At 68.4% G+C, this 17,648-nt stretch carries 15 protein-coding genes; 3 read left to right on the forward strand and 12 right to left on the reverse strand.

The window, feature by feature from the left end; translation table 11 throughout:
• The first annotated feature begins 31 nt into the window (after positions 1-31).
• Entirely contained in the window at positions 32-1,729 is a 1,698-nt protein-coding gene (locus JOD64_RS04400; protein ID WP_239559975.1) for an ABC transporter ATP-binding protein, read from the forward strand.
• Between the two features lie 4 nt (positions 1,730-1,733).
• Here the strand turns inward: JOD64_RS04400 and JOD64_RS04405 are convergent, their stop codons facing one another.
• From JOD64_RS04405 to JOD64_RS04425, 5 genes are read right to left on the reverse strand one after another with little or no spacing between them, the layout of a single operon-like run.
• Positions 1,734-2,663: a carbohydrate ABC transporter permease gene (locus JOD64_RS04405; protein WP_204941027.1), complete on the reverse strand. Its 930-nt coding sequence runs from the start codon at positions 2,661-2,663 to the stop codon at positions 1,734-1,736.
• Positions 2,663-3,571, reverse strand: a complete 909-nt coding sequence (locus JOD64_RS04410; protein ID WP_204941028.1) for a carbohydrate ABC transporter permease — start codon at positions 3,569-3,571, stop codon at positions 2,663-2,665. Before JOD64_RS04410 ends, JOD64_RS04405 begins: the two co-directional genes overlap by 1 nt.
• 16 nt (positions 3,572-3,587) lie before the next feature.
• Entirely contained in the window at positions 3,588-5,039 is a 1,452-nt protein-coding gene (gene ngcE / locus JOD64_RS04415) for an N-acetylglucosamine/diacetylchitobiose ABC transporter substrate-binding protein (RefSeq protein WP_204941029.1), read from the reverse strand.
• A gap of 26 nt (positions 5,040-5,065) precedes the next feature.
• Positions 5,066-5,815 carry a sugar isomerase domain-containing protein gene (locus JOD64_RS04420; protein WP_204941030.1) on the reverse strand — a complete coding sequence of 250 codons (750 nt, stop codon included), beginning with the start codon at positions 5,813-5,815 and terminating at the stop codon, positions 5,066-5,068.
• Positions 5,812-6,774, reverse strand: a complete 963-nt coding sequence (locus JOD64_RS04425; RefSeq protein WP_204941031.1) for a MurR/RpiR family transcriptional regulator — start codon at positions 6,772-6,774, stop codon at positions 5,812-5,814. Before JOD64_RS04425 ends, JOD64_RS04420 begins: the two co-directional genes overlap by 4 nt.
• Before the next feature lie 206 nt (positions 6,775-6,980).
• Between JOD64_RS04425 and JOD64_RS04430 the strand changes: the two genes are divergently transcribed.
• Complete coding sequence (locus tag JOD64_RS04430; protein WP_204941032.1) at positions 6,981-7,970, forward strand: N-acetylglucosamine kinase; 990 nt, start codon at positions 6,981-6,983, stop codon at positions 7,968-7,970.
• 740 nt (positions 7,971-8,710) lie between these two features.
• Here the strand turns inward: JOD64_RS04430 and JOD64_RS04435 are convergent.
• The 7 genes from JOD64_RS04435 to JOD64_RS04465 all read right to left on the reverse strand — a co-directional run bounded on the left by JOD64_RS04435 (position 8,711) and on the right by JOD64_RS04465 (position 15,137).
• On the reverse strand, positions 8,711-9,685 hold the full coding sequence (locus tag JOD64_RS04435) for a hypothetical protein (RefSeq protein WP_204941033.1): 975 nt from the start codon (positions 9,683-9,685) through the stop codon (positions 8,711-8,713).
• Positions 9,682-10,665 (reverse strand): hypothetical protein, encoded by a 984-nt coding sequence (locus tag JOD64_RS04440; RefSeq protein ID WP_204941034.1) that lies wholly within the window; start codon positions 10,663-10,665, stop codon positions 9,682-9,684. The genes JOD64_RS04435 and JOD64_RS04440 overlap by 4 nt, the downstream gene beginning before the upstream one ends.
• A gap of 125 nt (positions 10,666-10,790) precedes the next feature.
• Positions 10,791-11,804: a UDP-N-acetylmuramate dehydrogenase gene (locus tag JOD64_RS04445; protein WP_307813235.1), complete on the reverse strand. Its 1,014-nt coding sequence runs from the start codon at positions 11,802-11,804 to the stop codon at positions 10,791-10,793.
• Between the two features lie 67 nt (positions 11,805-11,871).
• Positions 11,872-12,252, reverse strand: a complete 381-nt coding sequence (locus tag JOD64_RS04450) for a hypothetical protein (RefSeq protein WP_204941035.1) — start codon at positions 12,250-12,252, stop codon at positions 11,872-11,874.
• Between the two features lie 183 nt (positions 12,253-12,435).
• Positions 12,436-13,233 (reverse strand): protein phosphatase 2C domain-containing protein, encoded by a 798-nt coding sequence (locus JOD64_RS04455; RefSeq protein ID WP_204941036.1) that lies wholly within the window; start codon positions 13,231-13,233, stop codon positions 12,436-12,438.
• Between the two features lie 7 nt (positions 13,234-13,240).
• A complete protein-coding gene (locus JOD64_RS04460; RefSeq protein ID WP_204941037.1) occupies positions 13,241-14,815 on the reverse strand; it encodes a CATRA conflict system CASPASE/TPR repeat-associated protein in 1,575 nt (524 codons plus the stop codon).
• Positions 14,802-15,137, reverse strand: a complete 336-nt coding sequence (locus tag JOD64_RS04465; RefSeq protein ID WP_204941038.1) for a hypothetical protein — start codon at positions 15,135-15,137, stop codon at positions 14,802-14,804. Before JOD64_RS04465 ends, JOD64_RS04460 begins: the two co-directional genes overlap by 14 nt.
• Before the next feature lie 115 nt (positions 15,138-15,252).
• On the opposite strand from JOD64_RS04465, the gene JOD64_RS04470 reads away from it, so the two are divergent.
• Positions 15,253-17,589: a CHAT domain-containing protein gene (locus JOD64_RS04470; RefSeq protein ID WP_204941039.1), complete on the forward strand. Its 2,337-nt coding sequence runs from the start codon at positions 15,253-15,255 to the stop codon at positions 17,587-17,589.
• Positions 17,590-17,648 lie beyond the last annotated feature (59 nt).

A 17,648-nucleotide genomic window follows, 5' to 3' on the forward strand; every position in this document is an offset into this window, starting at 1 on the left:
GCGCCGCACCGTACGCCGGGCGTTGCGGGACATGATCAGCCGGCACCGTCGCGCGGTCGGGATCGTACTGGCGCTGCACAGCGCCGCGGCGGTCGTCGGGCTGGCCCCACCGTGGCTGCTGGGCACCATCGTCGACCGGGTCACCGAGGGCGCGGGCGTGGCCTCGGTGGACCGGCTGGCGCTGGCCATCGCCGGCTGCGTCCTGGTCAGCGCGTTGCTCTCCCGGTACGCCCAGTACGCCGGCCACCGCTTCGGTGAGCGGGCCGTCGCCGAACTGCGCGAGGAGTTCGTCTCCCGGACCCTCGGCCTGCCGGTCTCGGTCGTCGAACGCGCCGGCGCCGGGGACCTGGCCACCCGCAGTTCGGTCGACGTGGCGATGGTGGGCACCACCGTCCGGGACGTGGTGCCCACCATCGTCATCGCCGTGGTGCAGTTGACGTTGCTCTTCGGGGCGGTCTTCCTCCTGCACCCGCTGCTCGGGCTGGCAGCGCTGGCCGGGCTCCCGTCGATCGTGGCGGTCACCCGCTGGTATCTGCGGCGGGCCAGTCCCGCGTACCTCACCGAGGGCGCGGCGTCGGCCGAGTTGACGGAGACACTGACCACCACCGCCGAGGGCGCCCGCACGGTGGAGGCGCTGCGGCTGACCGGCGACCGGATCCGGCATGGCACCAGCCGGATCACCCGGGTGTGGCAGGCCCGACGAGCGACCCTGGCGCTGCGTACGGTGTTCTTCTCGGTCGTCGAGGCCAGTTACCCGCTGCCGGTCGCCCTGGTCCTGCTCGTCGGCGGCTACCTGCTCTCCAGGGACATCGTCTCGCTCGGCGCGGTGGTCGCCGCCGCGCTCTACCTGCAACAGGCGATCGAGCCGATGGACCGGCTGCTGCAGTGGACGGAGCAGGCGCAGCGCGGCTTCGCGTCGTACGCCCGCGTGCTCGGCGTCGGCATGGTCCCGCCGGAGCCGCCCGGCCGGACGGCAACGTCACAGGGAGAGCGACTCGTCGTCCGTGGGGCGCGGTTCTCCTACGCCGGGGGCCCGGACGTGCTGCACGGCATCGACCTGGAGGTGCAGCCCGGTGAGCGACTGGCCGTCGTCGGTCCGTCGGGTGCCGGCAAGTCCACCCTGGCCCGGCTGCTGGCCGGGATCGACGCGCCACGTCAGGGCGTCGTCAGCATCGGCGGTTGCCCGGTCACCGACCTCGACCCCGCCGAGCGACGCCGCCGGATCGCGCTGGTCACTCAGGAACACCATGTCTTCATCGGCTCGGTGCGCGACAACCTTTCCTTCGCCGCGCCCGACGCCTCCGACGAGCAGATGCGCTCCGCACTGATCAGCGTGGGTGCCGACTGGTTCGCGGGGCTGCCCGACGACCTGGACACCCAACTCGGCGACGGGGCCCGGCAGCTCGGCGCGGCCGAGGCACAGCAGCTCGCGCTGGCCCGGCTGGTGCTCGCCGACCCGCACACGCTGATCCTGGACGAGGCGACGGCAGCCCTCGACCCGACCACCGCCCGTCGTACCGAGCGGGCGCTGGCCGCCGTGCTGGTCGGGCGGACCGTCATCGCGATCGCGCACCGGCTCAACACCGCACACGACGCCGACCGGGTCGCGGTGCTGGCGGACGGCCGGATCACCGAGATCGGCAGCCACGACGACCTCGTGGCTGCCGACGGGGCGTACGCGGCACTCTGGCACTCCTGGCACAGTCAGGCCGACGAGCGCCCGAGGTGACCGGCTACTTGACGGCGCCGGAGGTGAGGCCGGCCTGGATCTGGCGTTGGAAGACCGCGTACACGATGATCATCGGAAGGATGGCGATGGTCAGCGCGGCGAACAACCCGGACCAGTCCGCCTCGTAGCCGGCGTTGACCGAGATGTCGGCGATGCCCTGGGTGAGCACCCACTTGTCCTTGGCGTTGGAGAGCAGCACCAACGGAAGCTGGTACTGCGCCCACTGACCGATGATGTTGAAGATCGCCACGCTGATCAGGCCCGGCTTCGCCATCGGCATCATGACCTGGAAGAACAGCCGGGTGTGCCCACAGCCGTCGATCATCCCCGCCTCGGCCACCGACGACGGCAGCGTCTTGAAGAACGCGGCCAGGAAGAACACCGTGAACGGCAACGAGTACGCGCTGTAGACCAGCACCACGCCGGTGTGCGTGTCCAGCAGGCCCAGGTTCTTCACCACGAAGAAGAGCGGCACCAGGGCCAGGAAGACCGGGAAGGCCAAGCCCGAGACGAAGAGGAAGTAGACCGCCCGGTTGCCCCAGAACTTGTACCGGGCCAGCACGTACGCGGCCATCGAGCCGAGCAGCATGGTGAGGAACGTGCTGCACGACACCACAATCACGCTGTTCAGGAAGTACCGGCCGATGTGCGCCTTGGTCCAGGCCCGCCCGAAATTCTCCCAGCGCAGCTCCGCCGGGAGCGTCCACGGGCTGCTGAAGATCTCGCTGGTGTTCTTGAACGCGGCGAGAAAGGTCCAGATGATCGGCACGATCACGATCACCGCCCAGACGGCGAGCGCGACGTGCCCCAGGCCGGCGAAGAGCCGTACCTCCGAGCGGGGGTCCTTGCTCCCCCGCCCACCGGCGGCGTTCGGGTCGCCGGTCTTGGGCGGTAGCGCCGCCGGTGTCGGCGGCAGCGTCGACTGCGGGTTCATCAGTACTCCACGCTTTCCCGCTTGGTGAGCCGCAGCGTCAGCGCCGCGAACGTGAGGGTGAGGAAGAACAGCGCCACGCCCATCGCCGAGGCGTAACCGTACTTCGAGTAGACGAACGCGTTGCGGTAGATCTCCATCGCCAGGACGGTGGTGGCGCCGTCCGGGCCACCACCGTCCACCGAGAGCACCGCGACGATGGCGAACGCGTCGAACGCCGCGATGCCGAGGTACACCCAGGCCACCTGGAGGGTGTCCCACAGCAGCGGCAGGGTGACCCGGAAGAACAGGGTGACTCTGGAGGCGCCGTCCATCTCGGCGGCCTCGTAGATCTCGCCCGGGATGGAGGCCATCCCGGCCGAGAAGAGCACCACGTAGAAGCCGACGGCCTGCCAGACGAGGACCGCGATGATCGACCACAGAGCCAGGTTCGGCTTGACCAGGAAGAGGACCGGCTCCAGGCCGAACTCCATCAGCACGCCGTTGATCAGGCCGGACTCGTTCGGTCGGTACACCATCTGGAACAGCACCGCGATGATGGCCACCGCGAGGACCTGGGGGAAGAAGAACACCACCCGGTAGAACTTCGCCCCCCAGACCCCCTGGCGTTGCCCGCCGCTGCTCTTGCCGCCCACGTTCAGCAGGAAGGCGAAGAACAGGGCGATGGCAACGGTGATCAGCGGCAGGGCAAGCAGCAGTACGCCGTGGTGCTGGACCGCCTTCCAGAAGGCCCCGTCGTCAAGCAGCCTCCGGTAGTTGTCGAACCCCACCCACTGCGGGGCGGACAGCCCTCGCCAGTTGGTCATCGAGATCCAGAACGCCTGCGCGTACGGCCAGATCACGAAAGTCACGTACAGCGCGACCGGGGCGAACAGGAACCCGATCACGAATGGGTACTTGCCGTGCCGCATGATCCCTACGCTCCGATCAGCGCTTGAACTTGGTGACGGAGCTGTCCTTCTTGATCGCGTCGGCGCGCTTCTGGATCCGCTCCACGAAAGCGTCCGCGTTGATCCGGCCGAACATCAGCTCGTTGGTGGCGGTCCGCGCCTCCGTGTCGAGTTCCTTGTACCAGTTGTCGAAGAGCATGTTGAACACGTCCTTGCCGGCCGCCTTCAGCGCAGCCTGCGCGCTGGCGACACCCGGCGGGAACTGGAAGCCCTCGCTGCCGGCCGGCACCACCGTGGCCGCACCGACGGTCTCGGTGAAGCCCCGGGCGCCCGCCTTGGAGAGCATCTGGCGCATGTACTCCATACCGCCACGCGGGTTCTTGCTCTTGGACGAGACGAAGTATCCCTCGCCACCGGCCGCCCGGATAGCGGCCGCCGGCAGCTTGTCCGACGCGGTGAGACCGGGCACCGGCATGAGCTGGTACGTGAAGCCCTCCGGCGTGTCCTTCTTCTGCTCGTTCTCCAGCCAGTCGCCGGACGGGTAGAAGGCGAGCTTGCCCTGGTTCTGCCGCAGCTGCACGTCGGTGTGCTTGAGCCCCTCGAAGCTCTTGTCCGAGTACTTCGCGCCGATCTCGGCCCATGCCTCCGCAGCCTGCTTGACAGCGTCCTGCTTCCAGGCACCGTCCTCCAGGTTGTCGATGTTCTTCAGGACATCGGTGCCGCCGATCTTCGCGGCCTGCGTGAGGATCACGTTCCACTGGTAGTAGGCCGCGTTCGACCCGGCATAGCCGTACGGCGTGATGCCCTTGGCCTTGATCTGCTCGCACAGCGCCTTGAACTGCTCCCAGCTGGTGGGCGCCGTCCAACCGTTGTCCTTGAAGAGCTTGCCGGAGTACCAGATGCCGTAGACCGTCGAGACGTAGTACAGGACGAACGGCTTGCGCCCCCCGTCGGCGGTGTTGAACATGCCCTGCTCGACAACACCCGGGATGACGGTGTCGCGGACCTTCTTGCTCGGGTCGTCGACCGACGGGGCGTCCCACAGCTCGGTGAGGTCCTGCAGCTGGCCGTCGTTGACCAGCGCACCGAAGTCGAGGAACTTCTCGCCCGAGTTGTTGACGAACTCCGGCGGGTTACCGCCGGCGAACCGCGGCTGGAGCACCGTGGAGACCGCCTGGGTCGCCTGGTGCTTGACCTCGGACTTGGGGAACGCCGTCTTGTACAGCGGCTCGTGCACGTCGGTGGCGTACTTCTCGCCGTAACCGCCGTTGAAGATGATCACCTCGATCGCGGCGTCCTCCTTGACGCCCAGCGGGTTCTTCGCGCTCTTGGTGCCGCCGGCAACCTGCTCGGTCTCCTTGTCGCTGCCGCTGGTGGCGCAGGCGCTCAGCAGGCCGATGGCCGGAGTGGCGAGCATGCCCACGGCCGCGGCGCGGCGCAGCACCGTGCGACGGTCGAGTGCGGCCGGCTGTTCGGGGGTAATCGACATCGTCGTCTCTCCTTGTGGAATTCGGGTCAGGCAGTGCGCCGGAGACGCCCGGCGTACCGCGACTCGAGGGCGATGTTGTGCTCGTCCCCGCCGGGGACGTTGGCGGAGAGGTAGATAGGGGGTACCTCCCCGGCCTGGTGGAACCGTCGTACGACCTCCGCGGTCAGCAGCTGCGCCAGCAGCGCCGTCGTGACCGAGGAAACCGCACAGACCGCGCCGCCGCCCTCGAGCGGCAGCAGTGCATCGCCGTACGGCGCGCCATTGTCCAGCACGACGTCGGCGAGGTCGGCGAGCCGATGCCCGGACGGGTGCCGTGGAGCGACCCGTGCGGTGTGCTCGACCGAGGTGACCGCGATCAACGGGTGACCGCGCTCGGTGACCAGCGCCGCCAGCTCGACCACCGAGCCGTTGATGCCGGATTGGGACGCCACCACGAACACGTCGCGCGGCTGAGGTGCCGCGAGCGCGTAGATCTGGTGGGCGATGGAGGGGTCGCGTTCCAGCTTCGGGTCGGCGAGCACGTCACGCGGGGCGTCACCGTGCACGACCAGGTCCCGCACCGAGAGCCGGTTGGTGGGAACCAGCCCGCCGGCCCGGGCAACCAGCTCGGCGGCGAACGCCTCGGAGTGCCCGGCGCCGAACGCCTGGAGCACGCCGCCGTCGCGCAGGCTGTCGGCGATGAGATCAGCGGCCCGGGTGATCCCGTCGGCCTCCGAGTCGAGCAGTCGGTCGAGCAGCGGGCGGACCGCGTCCGCGTACCCCTGAGCGCTGATCATGACAGGACTCCCTTCGCTGCCTTGTGCCCGTCGACGGCCTGCGCGGTACGCCGGAAGGCCGCGTGCGCACGGTCGTGCGTGCGTTGGGCGACGGCGATGTAGAGCAGGTCGAGCACCACCAGTTGGGGGTGCCGGGCGGAGAGCGCGTCCGGTCGGAAGGTCGTCGCCTGGCTGGCCGTGAGCAGCACGATGTCGGCCAGCTCGGCCAACGGCGACCGGGGGAAGCCGGTGAGCGCGAGCGTGGTGGCGCCCCGGCTGCCCGCCTCGGCGAGCATCTCGATCGTCTCCCGGGTCTGCCCGGTGTGCGAGATGCCGAGCGCCACGTCCCCGCTGCGCAGCAACGCGGCGCTGGCCAGCCCCTCGTGCACGTCGTTCCACGCCCACGCGGCCACGCCGATGCGGTGCAGGCTGAACTGCATCTCCTCGCCGACCAGGGCGCTGCCGCTGGCACCGAAGATGTTCACTCTGTTGGCGCCGGCGATCGCCACGGCGGCCCGCTCCACCTCGGTGAGATCGAGGAGGGTGGCGGTGTCGTGCATGGCACGGGTGTCGGCGGCCATGATCTGGTCGAGCACCCGGGCGAGCGGGTCGCTCGGCTGGATCTCGCGTCCGATGTCGATGGTCCAGCCGGCCGAGCGGGCCCGACCGGTCTCGGAGGCGATGCCCAGCCGCAGGTCGGCGTACCCCTCGAAGCCCATCGCCCGGCAGAAGCGGGTGATGGTCGCCGGCGAGGTGCCGCTGCGCTCGGCCAACTCGACGATGGTGGATCGGGCAGCCGCCTCCGGGTCGCTCAGCACGTGCTCGGCGACCCGGCGCAGGGCTCCGGTCAATTCGCCGAGCCCGTTGCGGACGCGGGCCAGGACGCCGTCGGAGGTCGATCCGAGAGCGTTCCGCCGGTCGATCGCGTCGGCGTCGACCACCGCGGTCCCCGCGGCGGTGTCCACCTCGTGATCAACCATGGGTCGCCTCACCTTTCCGAAAAGACTGTTAACTGTTAGTGGTAAAAGTTCTTACTGAACGCCCCTCTGTGTCAAGACTGTGGGCGAAGTTTTCAAACTGTTACCTGGCGCACAGCCCTCCGCGACCGCCGGAACTTGCCCCGCAAGACGTCGCCGACCAGCATGAACAGGCCCGAACGCCGTACCACGCAAGGAGGCCCGTGCCGATGTCCGACACCGTCGTGGTCGGTCTCGATGTCGGCGGCACGTCCACCCGGGCGACCGCCCTGACCCTCACCGGGCAACGCCTCGGCACCGGCCGTGCCGGCGGCGGCAACCCCACCAGTCACGGCGCCGAACGCGCCGCCGCCGAACTGCTGACCGCGCTACGCGAGGCGCTCACCGACCTCGACCCGGCACGCGTCGTCGCCGGCACCATCGGGCTGGCCGGGGCGGGTCGACTGCTCGCCGACCCCGCCGGGCGGGCCGCCTTCGACCGGGCCTGGCACGACGCCGGCCTACGTTGCCCGTACGCGGTACACGGCGACGCCCTGGTCGCCTACGCCTCCGGCAGCGCCGCCCCAGACGGAACCATCCTCATCGCCGGCACCGGGGCGATCACCGCGCAGGTCCACGACCTGCGACTCGACCGGATCGCCGACGGTCACGGCTGGCTCCTCGGCGACACCGGCTCCGGCTTCTGGCTCGGTCGCGAAGCGGTACGCCGACTGCTCGCCGACCTGGACATCGGCCGCACACCCGGCGCGCTGGCCACGGCGGTGCTCACCGAACTGGTCGGCAGCGCCCAGATCGCCGCCCGCCCGCGGGCCACCGTCGACGCCACAATCCAGGCCGTGACCCGACAAGCACCGGTCGAGCTGGCCCGACTGGCCCCGCTGGTCGTGACCGCCGCCAGCCAGGGCGAACCCGTCGCCGTCGCGCTGATCGCCGAAGCCGCGACCCAGCTGGCCGCAAGCGTGAGCCGAATCCGCCCCGCCGAGGCGGTGACACCCGTCGTACTCGGCGGAGGACTGCTCACCGCGGACACCCCACTGGCCACCGCCGTCCGCACCGAGATCGCCCGGCACTGGCCGAACGCGCCGCTGCGTACCGCCGGTGACGGCGCCGCCGCCGCAGCCTGGCTCGCCGCCCGCGACCTGCCCGAGGTCACCGACCCGGCCGCCCTGCACGCCCGCCTGTTCCCCACCACCCCCTGACCCCCGCACACCCGCCGCCGCCCCCGCCCCGCCGAGCCCGGGCCGGGGCACGCCTTGATCGCGCTCGATCGTGGATGTAGTCCCCACCTCGCGCCTGGAGGGCACTACATCATGGATCGAGCACGATCATGGCGGGCCCCGGCCCGGGCTCGGCGGGCGGTGGTCCTGGTGACCGGGAGCGCGAACAGCGCTTGTGCAGCATCCGCGTGGACTCGTCGCCCTGGACCAACACCCGCGACAACAGGGCATGGTTTCAGTGGCCGAAGAAATCAAAGATCACATCACTGACCATTTTCGGACTCACTATCGCCCTACATCAACCCCGAGAGGAGCCGAAGGCCGTCGACCCCTCGCGGCCTCCGCCATCGACCTCGACAAAGTCCCGAGAACGCGGTCACGAAGAACACGCTGATGGCGGCGAGGAGGCGTGAACACCAGGATCAGCTGTTGAGGAAGAAGCGGCAACTGTGCAGGCTCGACCCCTCCAGGCTGTCGGGGCACGTGTGCAGAGCAGCAGACACCCGCCTCATGAGGCGCTGGGCCTCCCCTGCCCGGCCGCCAGCATGTTGCTCATTATCGGACAGGATTATCGTCGAGCCTCGCCCGTCTGCCGGACGGACCGGACGGCGGCCACTCGCCTGGAGGTCGCGCTGGATCAGGTGATCGAGCACCTTGTTGCCGGCCGCCATGAACGATGGCCAACGGGCGTCATCGCGCCGCTGCCGGGCCGGCCGCGTTGGTCAGCTCTCGTTGTAGGCCACTGCCTGGTACAGCGCCTGCATCGCCCGGATCGCCGACCGGACCTCCTGAAGGATCAGAAAGGTCTCCGTCGGCTCGACCCACGAATTGGACGCGTTGTCGAAACCCACCGTCTCCACCTCGCAGCCATATCGGAGACCCAGAAGTCGGACCGCGTCACAGTGCTGAAACGGGACGAAGACGTCGGTCGTGACGAGCAGTAGCCGCCTGCCGACCCGCGTCTCCTGTACGAACTCCGCCCAACCGGTCAGAGTGTCCGCGGTGTTCGCACGCTGACCCGGTCGCATAGACGGCGCGGCCAGCGCGTGCATCGGTGGACGCAGGTCGGGGTAGGAACGCACCAACCAGGGTTGGCCGGTCTCGGTCTCACCGGACCGCTGGTCGGCCCCGGCCGCCGCGCCGAAGGCATGGCGCAACGCCTCGTCGACCGCGTCGAACTCGGTCACACATTCGCCCAACCCCAACTCGCGTACGATTCCGCCCTGACCATCGAGTACGCGGAGACTGCCGAGACCCGCGACGGAGCTTGCACTGACACCCTCGCGGAGGATCGTGGCGGCCAGGTGCGCGCGGGCCATCATCGTGCGGACACCGCCGCCGAGCACCAGAACATGGTCATATTGCCGCCTCAGCGGCGTCGAGCGCCCCGCCAACCCCAGCGATCTGGCCGCGGATCGGATCTGCGCGTCGACGGTCGGCTCGAAATACTCCCCCACCGCCTGGCTGCGCTCCAGGAGCCCACCCCGGTAGTCCCAACGCTTGGCTGAGATCTGCTCGAGGGCGGCCAGCCGCTGAGCGAGTGGACCGCCTGGCAACGGCGCATAGCCGAACTCCCGCAGCAGGGCGGCCATTGCCGACGAATCAACCCAGGCCGTAATGTCGTCGATCAGCCGGGCGGGTCTGTCACCGCCCAGAACCGTGCCGGGCAACGGTACGGCCGGGAAGACGGCGGTCACGCCAGAATGCTTCCGGCCAGCGCATGGTGCAGCCGTCGCATCGACAGAATCCCGGATCGAATCTCCTGCAGGTACCGGTCGGGGCCGGTGGCCTCGGCCGCCATCGGGATCGTGACCTTCCCAGGGTCGAAACCGATGGTGTCGATCCCACACCCATACCGCATCGCGAGCATGCGGATCGCGTCACTGTGTTGGAACGGCACATAGATCGAGGAGGTGATGACGAGGATCCGGTCGGTCGACCGGAGGCTGAAGCGGCGTGCCCAGAACTCGTACGTGTCCGGGGTGTTTGCGCGGCGCGACTCGGGCTCGCTGGACGGCGCCGCCAAGACGTGCACCTCGGGGCCGTCGACAGCCCGATACGTTCGGGCCTGCCAGGACTGGTGCGTGACTGCACCGTCAGAAGATTCCGAACGCGCGGGATCATCGAGGCCAAACCCGACGCGAACGCCGACGTCCATCGCGTCCACTTCGAAGCGACTGCTGGCGAGCCCAGAAAGGATGGTTTCCGTCTCGGTGAGCGGGCGGAAGCTGCCGAGCGCCGCCACCTTCGGAACGACGACGATGTTGTCGCGGACCAGCTGGGCCGCGTACTCGGTGCGCTGCAGGCATGCGCGGCCGAGGCCCCCCAGGACGAGCAGATGGTCGTAGGTGGAGTGCGGGGGCCGATCGGGGTGAACGAGGCGCAGTGCGGTCGCCGCGGCGAGGATGAGGTCGACTCGATCCGGCAGGAAGCTCGGCGCCTTCACCTGGTCGCGTTCAACCTTGCCGTGCTTGCGAAAGTCCCAGTGCTCGTCCGAGAAGGCATCCAGCCAGGCCAGAAGGTCGCCAACGCTGGCCGGCGGTAACGAAGCGCCGTACTCGCTGACGAGCGCGCGCATTGGCTCCGAGGAGATCCACGTGTGGATTTCCTCGGCCACCGCCTGAGGTTGGAAATCCGGCTCGCAACTCGGAAGGGCGACAGCATCGAAGCTGACCATGCTTCTCCTTCGCCGGGACTCGTGACGAGTGGATAGGAGGAGTCGCTACGCCCCGTCCCCCGACTCTAGACGACAGTGCCGTTGGCGAGCCAAGGGCGATGCTGCTCGGGATGCCGTTTCGCGCCTCAGAACGAGCAGTTCACGAGATCGCACTCGGGGCCGAGCCGGATACCGAAGCGAGCTTCGACGCCCTCCCGGATGTGCGCCGCGAACTTCATGACCTCGGAGGTCGTGGCACCACCCCGGTTGGTCACGGCAAGCGCGTGACGACTGGACAACGCCACCGACCCGTTCCCCCACTCGTGACCGTATCCACGGGGGAAATCGGAATGCTCGATCAACCATGCCGCCGGCAACTTCGTGCCCTTGGCATCGGGGTATCGGGGGCACTCCCGGGCACGGTCCGGCACTGTGGCGAGGACCGGGTTGATGAAGAACGACCCGACGCTCCAGGTGTCGTGATCCTGAGGGTCGAGGACCATGCCCCTGCCGCGGCGGAGAGCCAGAACCGCTTCGCGTACGTCGGCCGGAGCGGCGGTTCCGCCGACCTCGATCCCCAGTTTCGCGGCAAGCTCCGCGTACCTGATCGGTCTCGACTGGTCGCTGCGGCGCAGGCGGTACGTCACGTCCAGCACGACCCAGCGGTCGCTGTGCTTGAAGACGGACTGCCGGTGGCTACCGAACCCGCAGCGTTCAGCGGCCCACCGCTCCTGGGCGCCGGTCTGCCGGTCATAGACGGTCAGCGACTCGAGAACGTCTGCGGTCTCCGTGCCGAAGGCGCCGACGTTCTGCACCGGCGTGCCCCCAACCAGCCCGGGGATACCTGACAGTGCCTCCAGCCCCGCCAGCCCTTCGTCGAGGGTGGCCTTGACGAGGTGGTCCCACTCCACTCCCGCCGCCGCGGTAACGAGCTCGCGGTTGATGTCGAACTCCGAGGTGGCCATCCTGATGACCGTGCCGTCCCAGCCGACCTCGCCAACCACCAGATTCGATCCACCTCCCATCACCAGCAGGGATTCGCCGGCGGCGGTCGTCCGACGCAGAAGTTCGACCGCCTCCGGGGTGGTCTCCGGGACGAGTAGGCGGCCGATCGGACCGCCAACCCGCATCGTGGTGAGATCAGCAAACGTGGTTGTCACGGTGCCAGCCTACTGATCGCCGGAGGGCGCGTTGGCGACGATCGCGGCGGTCAGGGGAGGACGCCGGTCAAGATCCAGGCAGTGGTCGGATCCGTCGCACAGCCAGTTGCACCGCGCGCTCACAGATCGTGCGCTGGTCGTCGGCCGAGGTCCGCCGCAGCCGCAGGCCCGTCAGGATGTTCACCGGCCACGACCCGACATCGTGGGGCTGCCTTCCGTTGACCTCCAGAAACAGCTCCACGTCATGCTCGTCCGATGTCCGCTCAAGGTACTCCTGCACCACGGCGAGGAGAGCATTCGCGAGCGCGAGTGCGGCCACATGCCCGTCGCTGACGTCGATGCTGTTCCCGGCGGCCGACAAGATCCGATCCTGCAACGTCTTGGCGTCCATGGCCGCAGCTCGATACAGGTCGTCGGAGGACATCGGGCTGTCGGTTTCCTCGATCACAGCTGGCACATCCCGTCGGACCAGGGAGCCGGCGCGCAATGCCACGACGTCCGGTCATGAATGATCGTGCGGCAACGGTACGGGTGCGGGTTGGCGCGTGTGGTGATGGCCATCCCGCCAGGTCAGAACGGCAGTATTGAACCGGCTCGCGCCCGTCAATGCAATAACACCGTCGGAATTCCGTCACACAACAGGACCGGCGTCCAGGGCGCCCGTTCGACTCGCCGAGCGAAGTACCGCAAGTGTGGCGTCGTCGTGCCGCTTGACCCGACGCCGCCCCGGTCGAGCCAGCAACCCCGAGCAGTTCATTTCATACTCTCGAACCAGATCGATAGCCGCTCGCGGCCCGGAACGCTCGATCAACCCGAATACTTCAGTCCAGCTGATCCCGAAAAACTCAGTGAGCCGCGAAACCCCGTCGGTGCAGAGCAGCAATCGGCGCAGCCCGTCAAGAGCCACGCTGCCCGTCACCGCCTCGGCCGCAGCGGCCGGATCAGTCGAGGCGACCCAGAAACCACCCGGTTGGTTGCGCAGTCGAGCCACTGTGTGTCGGTCGTAGGCTGGCAGGCTCTCCGTGCGGTCATCGTGGACGACGGTGACACCGGAACTGTCCTCGTACACCACCGACGAGTCGCACAGCACCAGGTAGTCCATCTGACTGCCCCGCTCGCGCGCGATCGCGACGGTGGACGACGGGCTGTTCGGGTTCGTCAGGTCACACCGACCCTCGTGGCAACCGCGCAGCTGCCCGATCGCTTCCGCGAGGATGCCGCCCAGAGGTGCTGCCGGCTGCAGCGTCAACGCCTCCACCAGGCAGTTACCCAACTCCTGAACCAACCACACCGGATCATGCACACAACCCGTCTCCAGGCCGGGTAGTTGGGTGACACCGTCGAGGACGATTGCCAACCCGGCTGACACGATGACGTGATCCTCGTTGGGCCGGTCCGGGCCGGGCTCGGTGGCGAACGCGAAATCCATGTTGCCCTCAACCGATGGTCGACCGGGCAGGCAGCCGCTCAACGGCGGCAACCCCCGGGGCGGGTCTTGACTGCCACAGACGGATCTGCGCCAAGGCCGCCGACGCCACCACCACCGCACCGGTGACGGCCAGGACAGCCGACCACGCCGGGGGTGCCGACACGTCCCAGACCCGCCACCAGACGATGCTGCTCACCAGCCAACCGAGGGCAGCCCCCAGGACCGACCCACCCGCCATGATCCATCGGCGTCGGGGTGCCGCGGCACGCCGATGCGGCCAGTGCAACACGGCTGCGGGAAGCAGTAGCGCCACGATCCCCAGCGCACAGATCGCCGGCGCCACCAGCGGCCCGGCGAGCGGAACCTGGTACTGAAGGCTCTGGATGGCGGCCAGTCCCATCAGCAGGCTGCCCAGGATCGACGCCTGGATGAGCGTCAACACCTCCTGCCTGCGACGATGTCGCTCACCCACCACGGCGGCCGCGAGACGATTGAGCTGGTCGGCCTTGCGCCACGTCGAGTCGATATAGGTCAGCTCGACACGGAGCTGATCAGTCAGCCAGACCGCACGCCCGCGGTCCTGGTCCAACGTTCCACCGGGCCGGTGGTGCACATCGCGGCCGAGTGCCGCTTCCATGTTGTCCCGGATCCCCCGCACCGTCTCGATCATCTTGCTGGCATCGGCCGTGGCCGCGATCAGCCCGCTTCCCTCGGCCTGGACGGTGGACAACTCCAGCGCCGCGGCCCGCAGCTGCCGATCGGACGGCTCAGTCGCACGCAGTAGGTCGGCGAGGGTTTCGCAAGCCCGGTCGGTCCTCTCGATCGCGGCACGTAACCCCGGCATGGCTGCCTCGAGCACCTTCTCCTGATGCCGGAGTTCGGCCGCGCACAACACGTACCTGGTGAGCGGAGGCAGAACCTGGCCGTCGTCCACCCACGTCAACCTGTCCAATGCTTTCTCGTCGGCAACGTCAGCCAGGACGAGATATTGGCGCTGAGCGTACCCATCACCGGCCGGCAGGTCCCACATCAGCAGCCTGTCGGCGATACGGCTCCAGGACGTCGCCCAACCCGGCTTGGCCGGTACGGGCAGTTGCCGATGTATCCGCCGTGCCCAGCTCGCCTCCCCCACCCGCCCGCCGAGCCAGTTGATGCGACGTTGGTCAGACAGCCCAAGGTAGACCGTCGTCGTGCTGAGTTCCACGCCGGACGTCGCCGGAACCGCGGACCGCCATCGGTCGCTCAACTCCTGCCAGCCGACACCGTCGTCGTTGGGTGCGAGCAACACGCTCACGCCGACGATGTCGCCGCGCCGGAATGCCAGGGCCTCGTAGTACGCATCCGGAACCACCCGTTGCCGTGCGGCCAGCACTCGCAGATTCTGTGTCGCGGGACCGGGGCCTTCGGGCAGGTCCCTCTGGTGCGGTGCGATGGGTTCGGTCAGGTCGAGGCGGGCCAGCCCACTCCACAGCTCCGACAGCGCATCGGCCGTCGAGGTCGAGGTCGACGGACCCGACGACCCCGTAGCCGGACCGACCGAAAACAACGTGTGGACGATCAGGGCGGGTCTACGCGGAGTCATCGACACGCCGCTCCTGGCGGGGTATATGTCCGATGTTGTGCAACAACTGGACCGCCTTTTCTCGTATCGGCTGCGAAGCGGGCTTGTCGTTCCGATCCGGGAGCGTATTGCGCAGGCCCAGGACCGTGCGCTGATATCTCTCCAGCAGGTTGAACAGCTCATTTCTGCCCAGGGTCCAGTCCTCGTCACCGGTGCCGCGTGACTGATCCATCAGCGTGAGAGCACGTTCGACCCGTCTCCAGTCGGAGTCGTCGAACTCGCTGTCGATGATCTTCTCTACCAGGTACGCCAGGTCATTCCGATCCGCCTCATCCATGGTCACCCACTTCATCAGAATCGCGGCTCCAGTCAATGGGGACCGTGTATCGGCATCCTGACTACCGGCTGCCCCGATCGCACGATTGACGGCTGATCGACGGCGGCCGAATACTCGGCCGATGTCCTCTGATGGCGCGCTGTCCCCTGCGGTTCGTCGGATACTCGCGCGCGACGATCTGATGATGCTCGCTCGTGACGCCGAGGCCGCGGTCGACATCGTGCGGGAAGGCATGCCGACCGAACACGTGTTCAGGCAGGAGACGGAACTCTTCTCCGAGGCACTGAAGATGTACTGCGACACCGCCCGAAGCGCGGCCACCGAACGAGTCTCGTCGTCGACATGGCTGGACGCACAGGACGGTGCCGGTGTCATCGTCGGGCTCTGCGCTCTACTCAAGGTTGACCTTCAACCCCCGGACCACGCCAACGTCGCCACCTTCTACGAGCAGGCGCTTGCGAGGTTGGAGACGGATCGCGAGACCTTGGCCGGCGTAGATCTCGACAAGGACCTGTACAGAGGACGGACGATCCGGTACCGGGCGGCCCGTGATCGCCGGATCCGCGGTAACCGTCTGGCCGCGATGGCCCTGGCTGAGCGGGATGACAACGAATTCGTCGGCACCGGCGCCGACATCTTCCGCGCCCAATTCCATTACGAGTTGGCAGCCGGGTACCTGCTCAACGGCGAGGCAGCGAAGGTCCGGCCCCTACTGCGTGAGTCGGAGCTCCACGGGTACTGGAAGGCGGTCGCGCCCAGTAAGTTCGTCAGCCGTCACCGCATCGACTACGCCTTCGCCCTCGGCGCCTGGGCGGAAGGTGATCGCGACGGTGCGACCAAGCGGCTCGCCGAAGCTCAGCGGTATCTCCACAGGACCGGAGGGCGCGCCGCCCAGTACGACATCGAAGATCTGCTGCTGTCGTTGGCGCGTGCGGACCTGCTCATCGACGAGGGCCCCCTCCCGCTGGCGGCCGTCAACCGGGCCATCGACCACTTGGGCAGCGCACTCCGCTCCATCGAAGGGATCCGTGACCGGTGGCGGGTGATCTCCCGTTCCGGCAGCCCGCTCGCGGCGGCGATCCGACGCATCTACGGCGACATCGCCCGCGCCGCCGCGGCGCTACCAGGCCGTCAGGCCGCCGAACTCGGCCTACGGGTGAGCCTTTCGGCGAAGCAGTCCGGATTCGCCGCCCGGATGCGCGCCGATCGGTTCGACGTCGAGAGCAACTGGAGGACGTGGCGGACGGGTCGGCGACTGCGCACGCTACTGGACCAGGTGGTCGAGGTGGAGTCGGGACAGCAACTCGGTGGGGCGAACGCGGAAAGCGCGAAGCTCCTCGCGGATCTGCGGCTCCGCATCGAACATGCGGTTTCACCGCTCCTCGCGGACGCTGTCGTGCCAGTACCGGCGAACGTCGCGCGGGTGATCGACTCGGTGGGCGACCGCTACGCGCTCGACTTCGTCGGCCTTCCGGACACCGTCACCGCCGAGATCTCATGGTTCCGGACGCTCATCGGGCCTACCGGCACGGTCAACTTCTGTCAGCTCACGGTGGGCGAGGCTCTCTCGGCGTTCATCACGGCGATCAGCCCTCCGACGGTCAAGCTGGCCGATGTCCTAGCCGGCGGTGTCGACTGGCAGGAACTCGGCGAGCAACTCATACCGCCGCAGCTGCGCGACGCGCTGAAACTCGCCGAGGAACCCGTGCCGCTGGTGATCTCGGCGCACTCCGCGCTCAGCCTGATGCCCTGGGCGGCCCTCCGGATCGACGGGCAGACGCGCCTGGTGGAGCGAGCCGTTCTCACCCAGACGCCGGTGCTGACCTTCCTGTCAGGTCCGACCACCGCTCCCGCCACCGGTCCGGCGCTGATCCAGTTGGTCTCGAAGACCGGTGGGGGCAGCCACGGGGTCGGTACCGAACGCGAACGGGAAGCCTGGGGTATTTCGGCGCGAAAAGATGGATGGGTGCCGCTCAGCGAGTGCGCCCTCGAGCAGGACGCCTGCCCTGTGGACGTGCCCGGCACGCTCGCCGCCGCGCTGTCGCAGCGGACCGGGCACTGGCGCTTCGCACACATTGCCTCGCACGGCGAGGGCGTCGGTCTCGGCCAGACATTGCTGCTGCCCGACGCCCCCATCAGTGCTGGCAGGGCACTCATGCTGCGCTGGCCGCAGTCGTTGCTCATCGCGTCGTGCCAGGTCGGCCGGCTGGTGAACGTCGAACACGCCGAGCCGCTGAACTTCGTGATGGCGGCGCTCGCCGGCGGGGCGGAGCAGGTCGTAGCTTGTATCGACAACGTCGGGGACTTCTCCGCCGGCAAGACCGCGGCCGCAATCGTGCACAAGAGTCGGGCGGACGGCACGCGACTCGACGTCGCCCTCCGCGAGGTCCAACTGGAGTGGGTGAAAGGTCGTTGGCCCGACCTTTCCTGGATATTGTTCGCCGCCTACGCGCGCTGACCCGCTGTCGGGGGCGACGATGTCGCCTGTTCGTGGGTCGTCCAGCCGGGGACGTCCTG

The sequence above is a fragment of the Micromonospora luteifusca genome (assembly GCF_016907275.1).
Lineage (GTDB): Bacteria > Actinomycetota > Actinomycetes > Mycobacteriales > Micromonosporaceae > Micromonospora > Micromonospora luteifusca.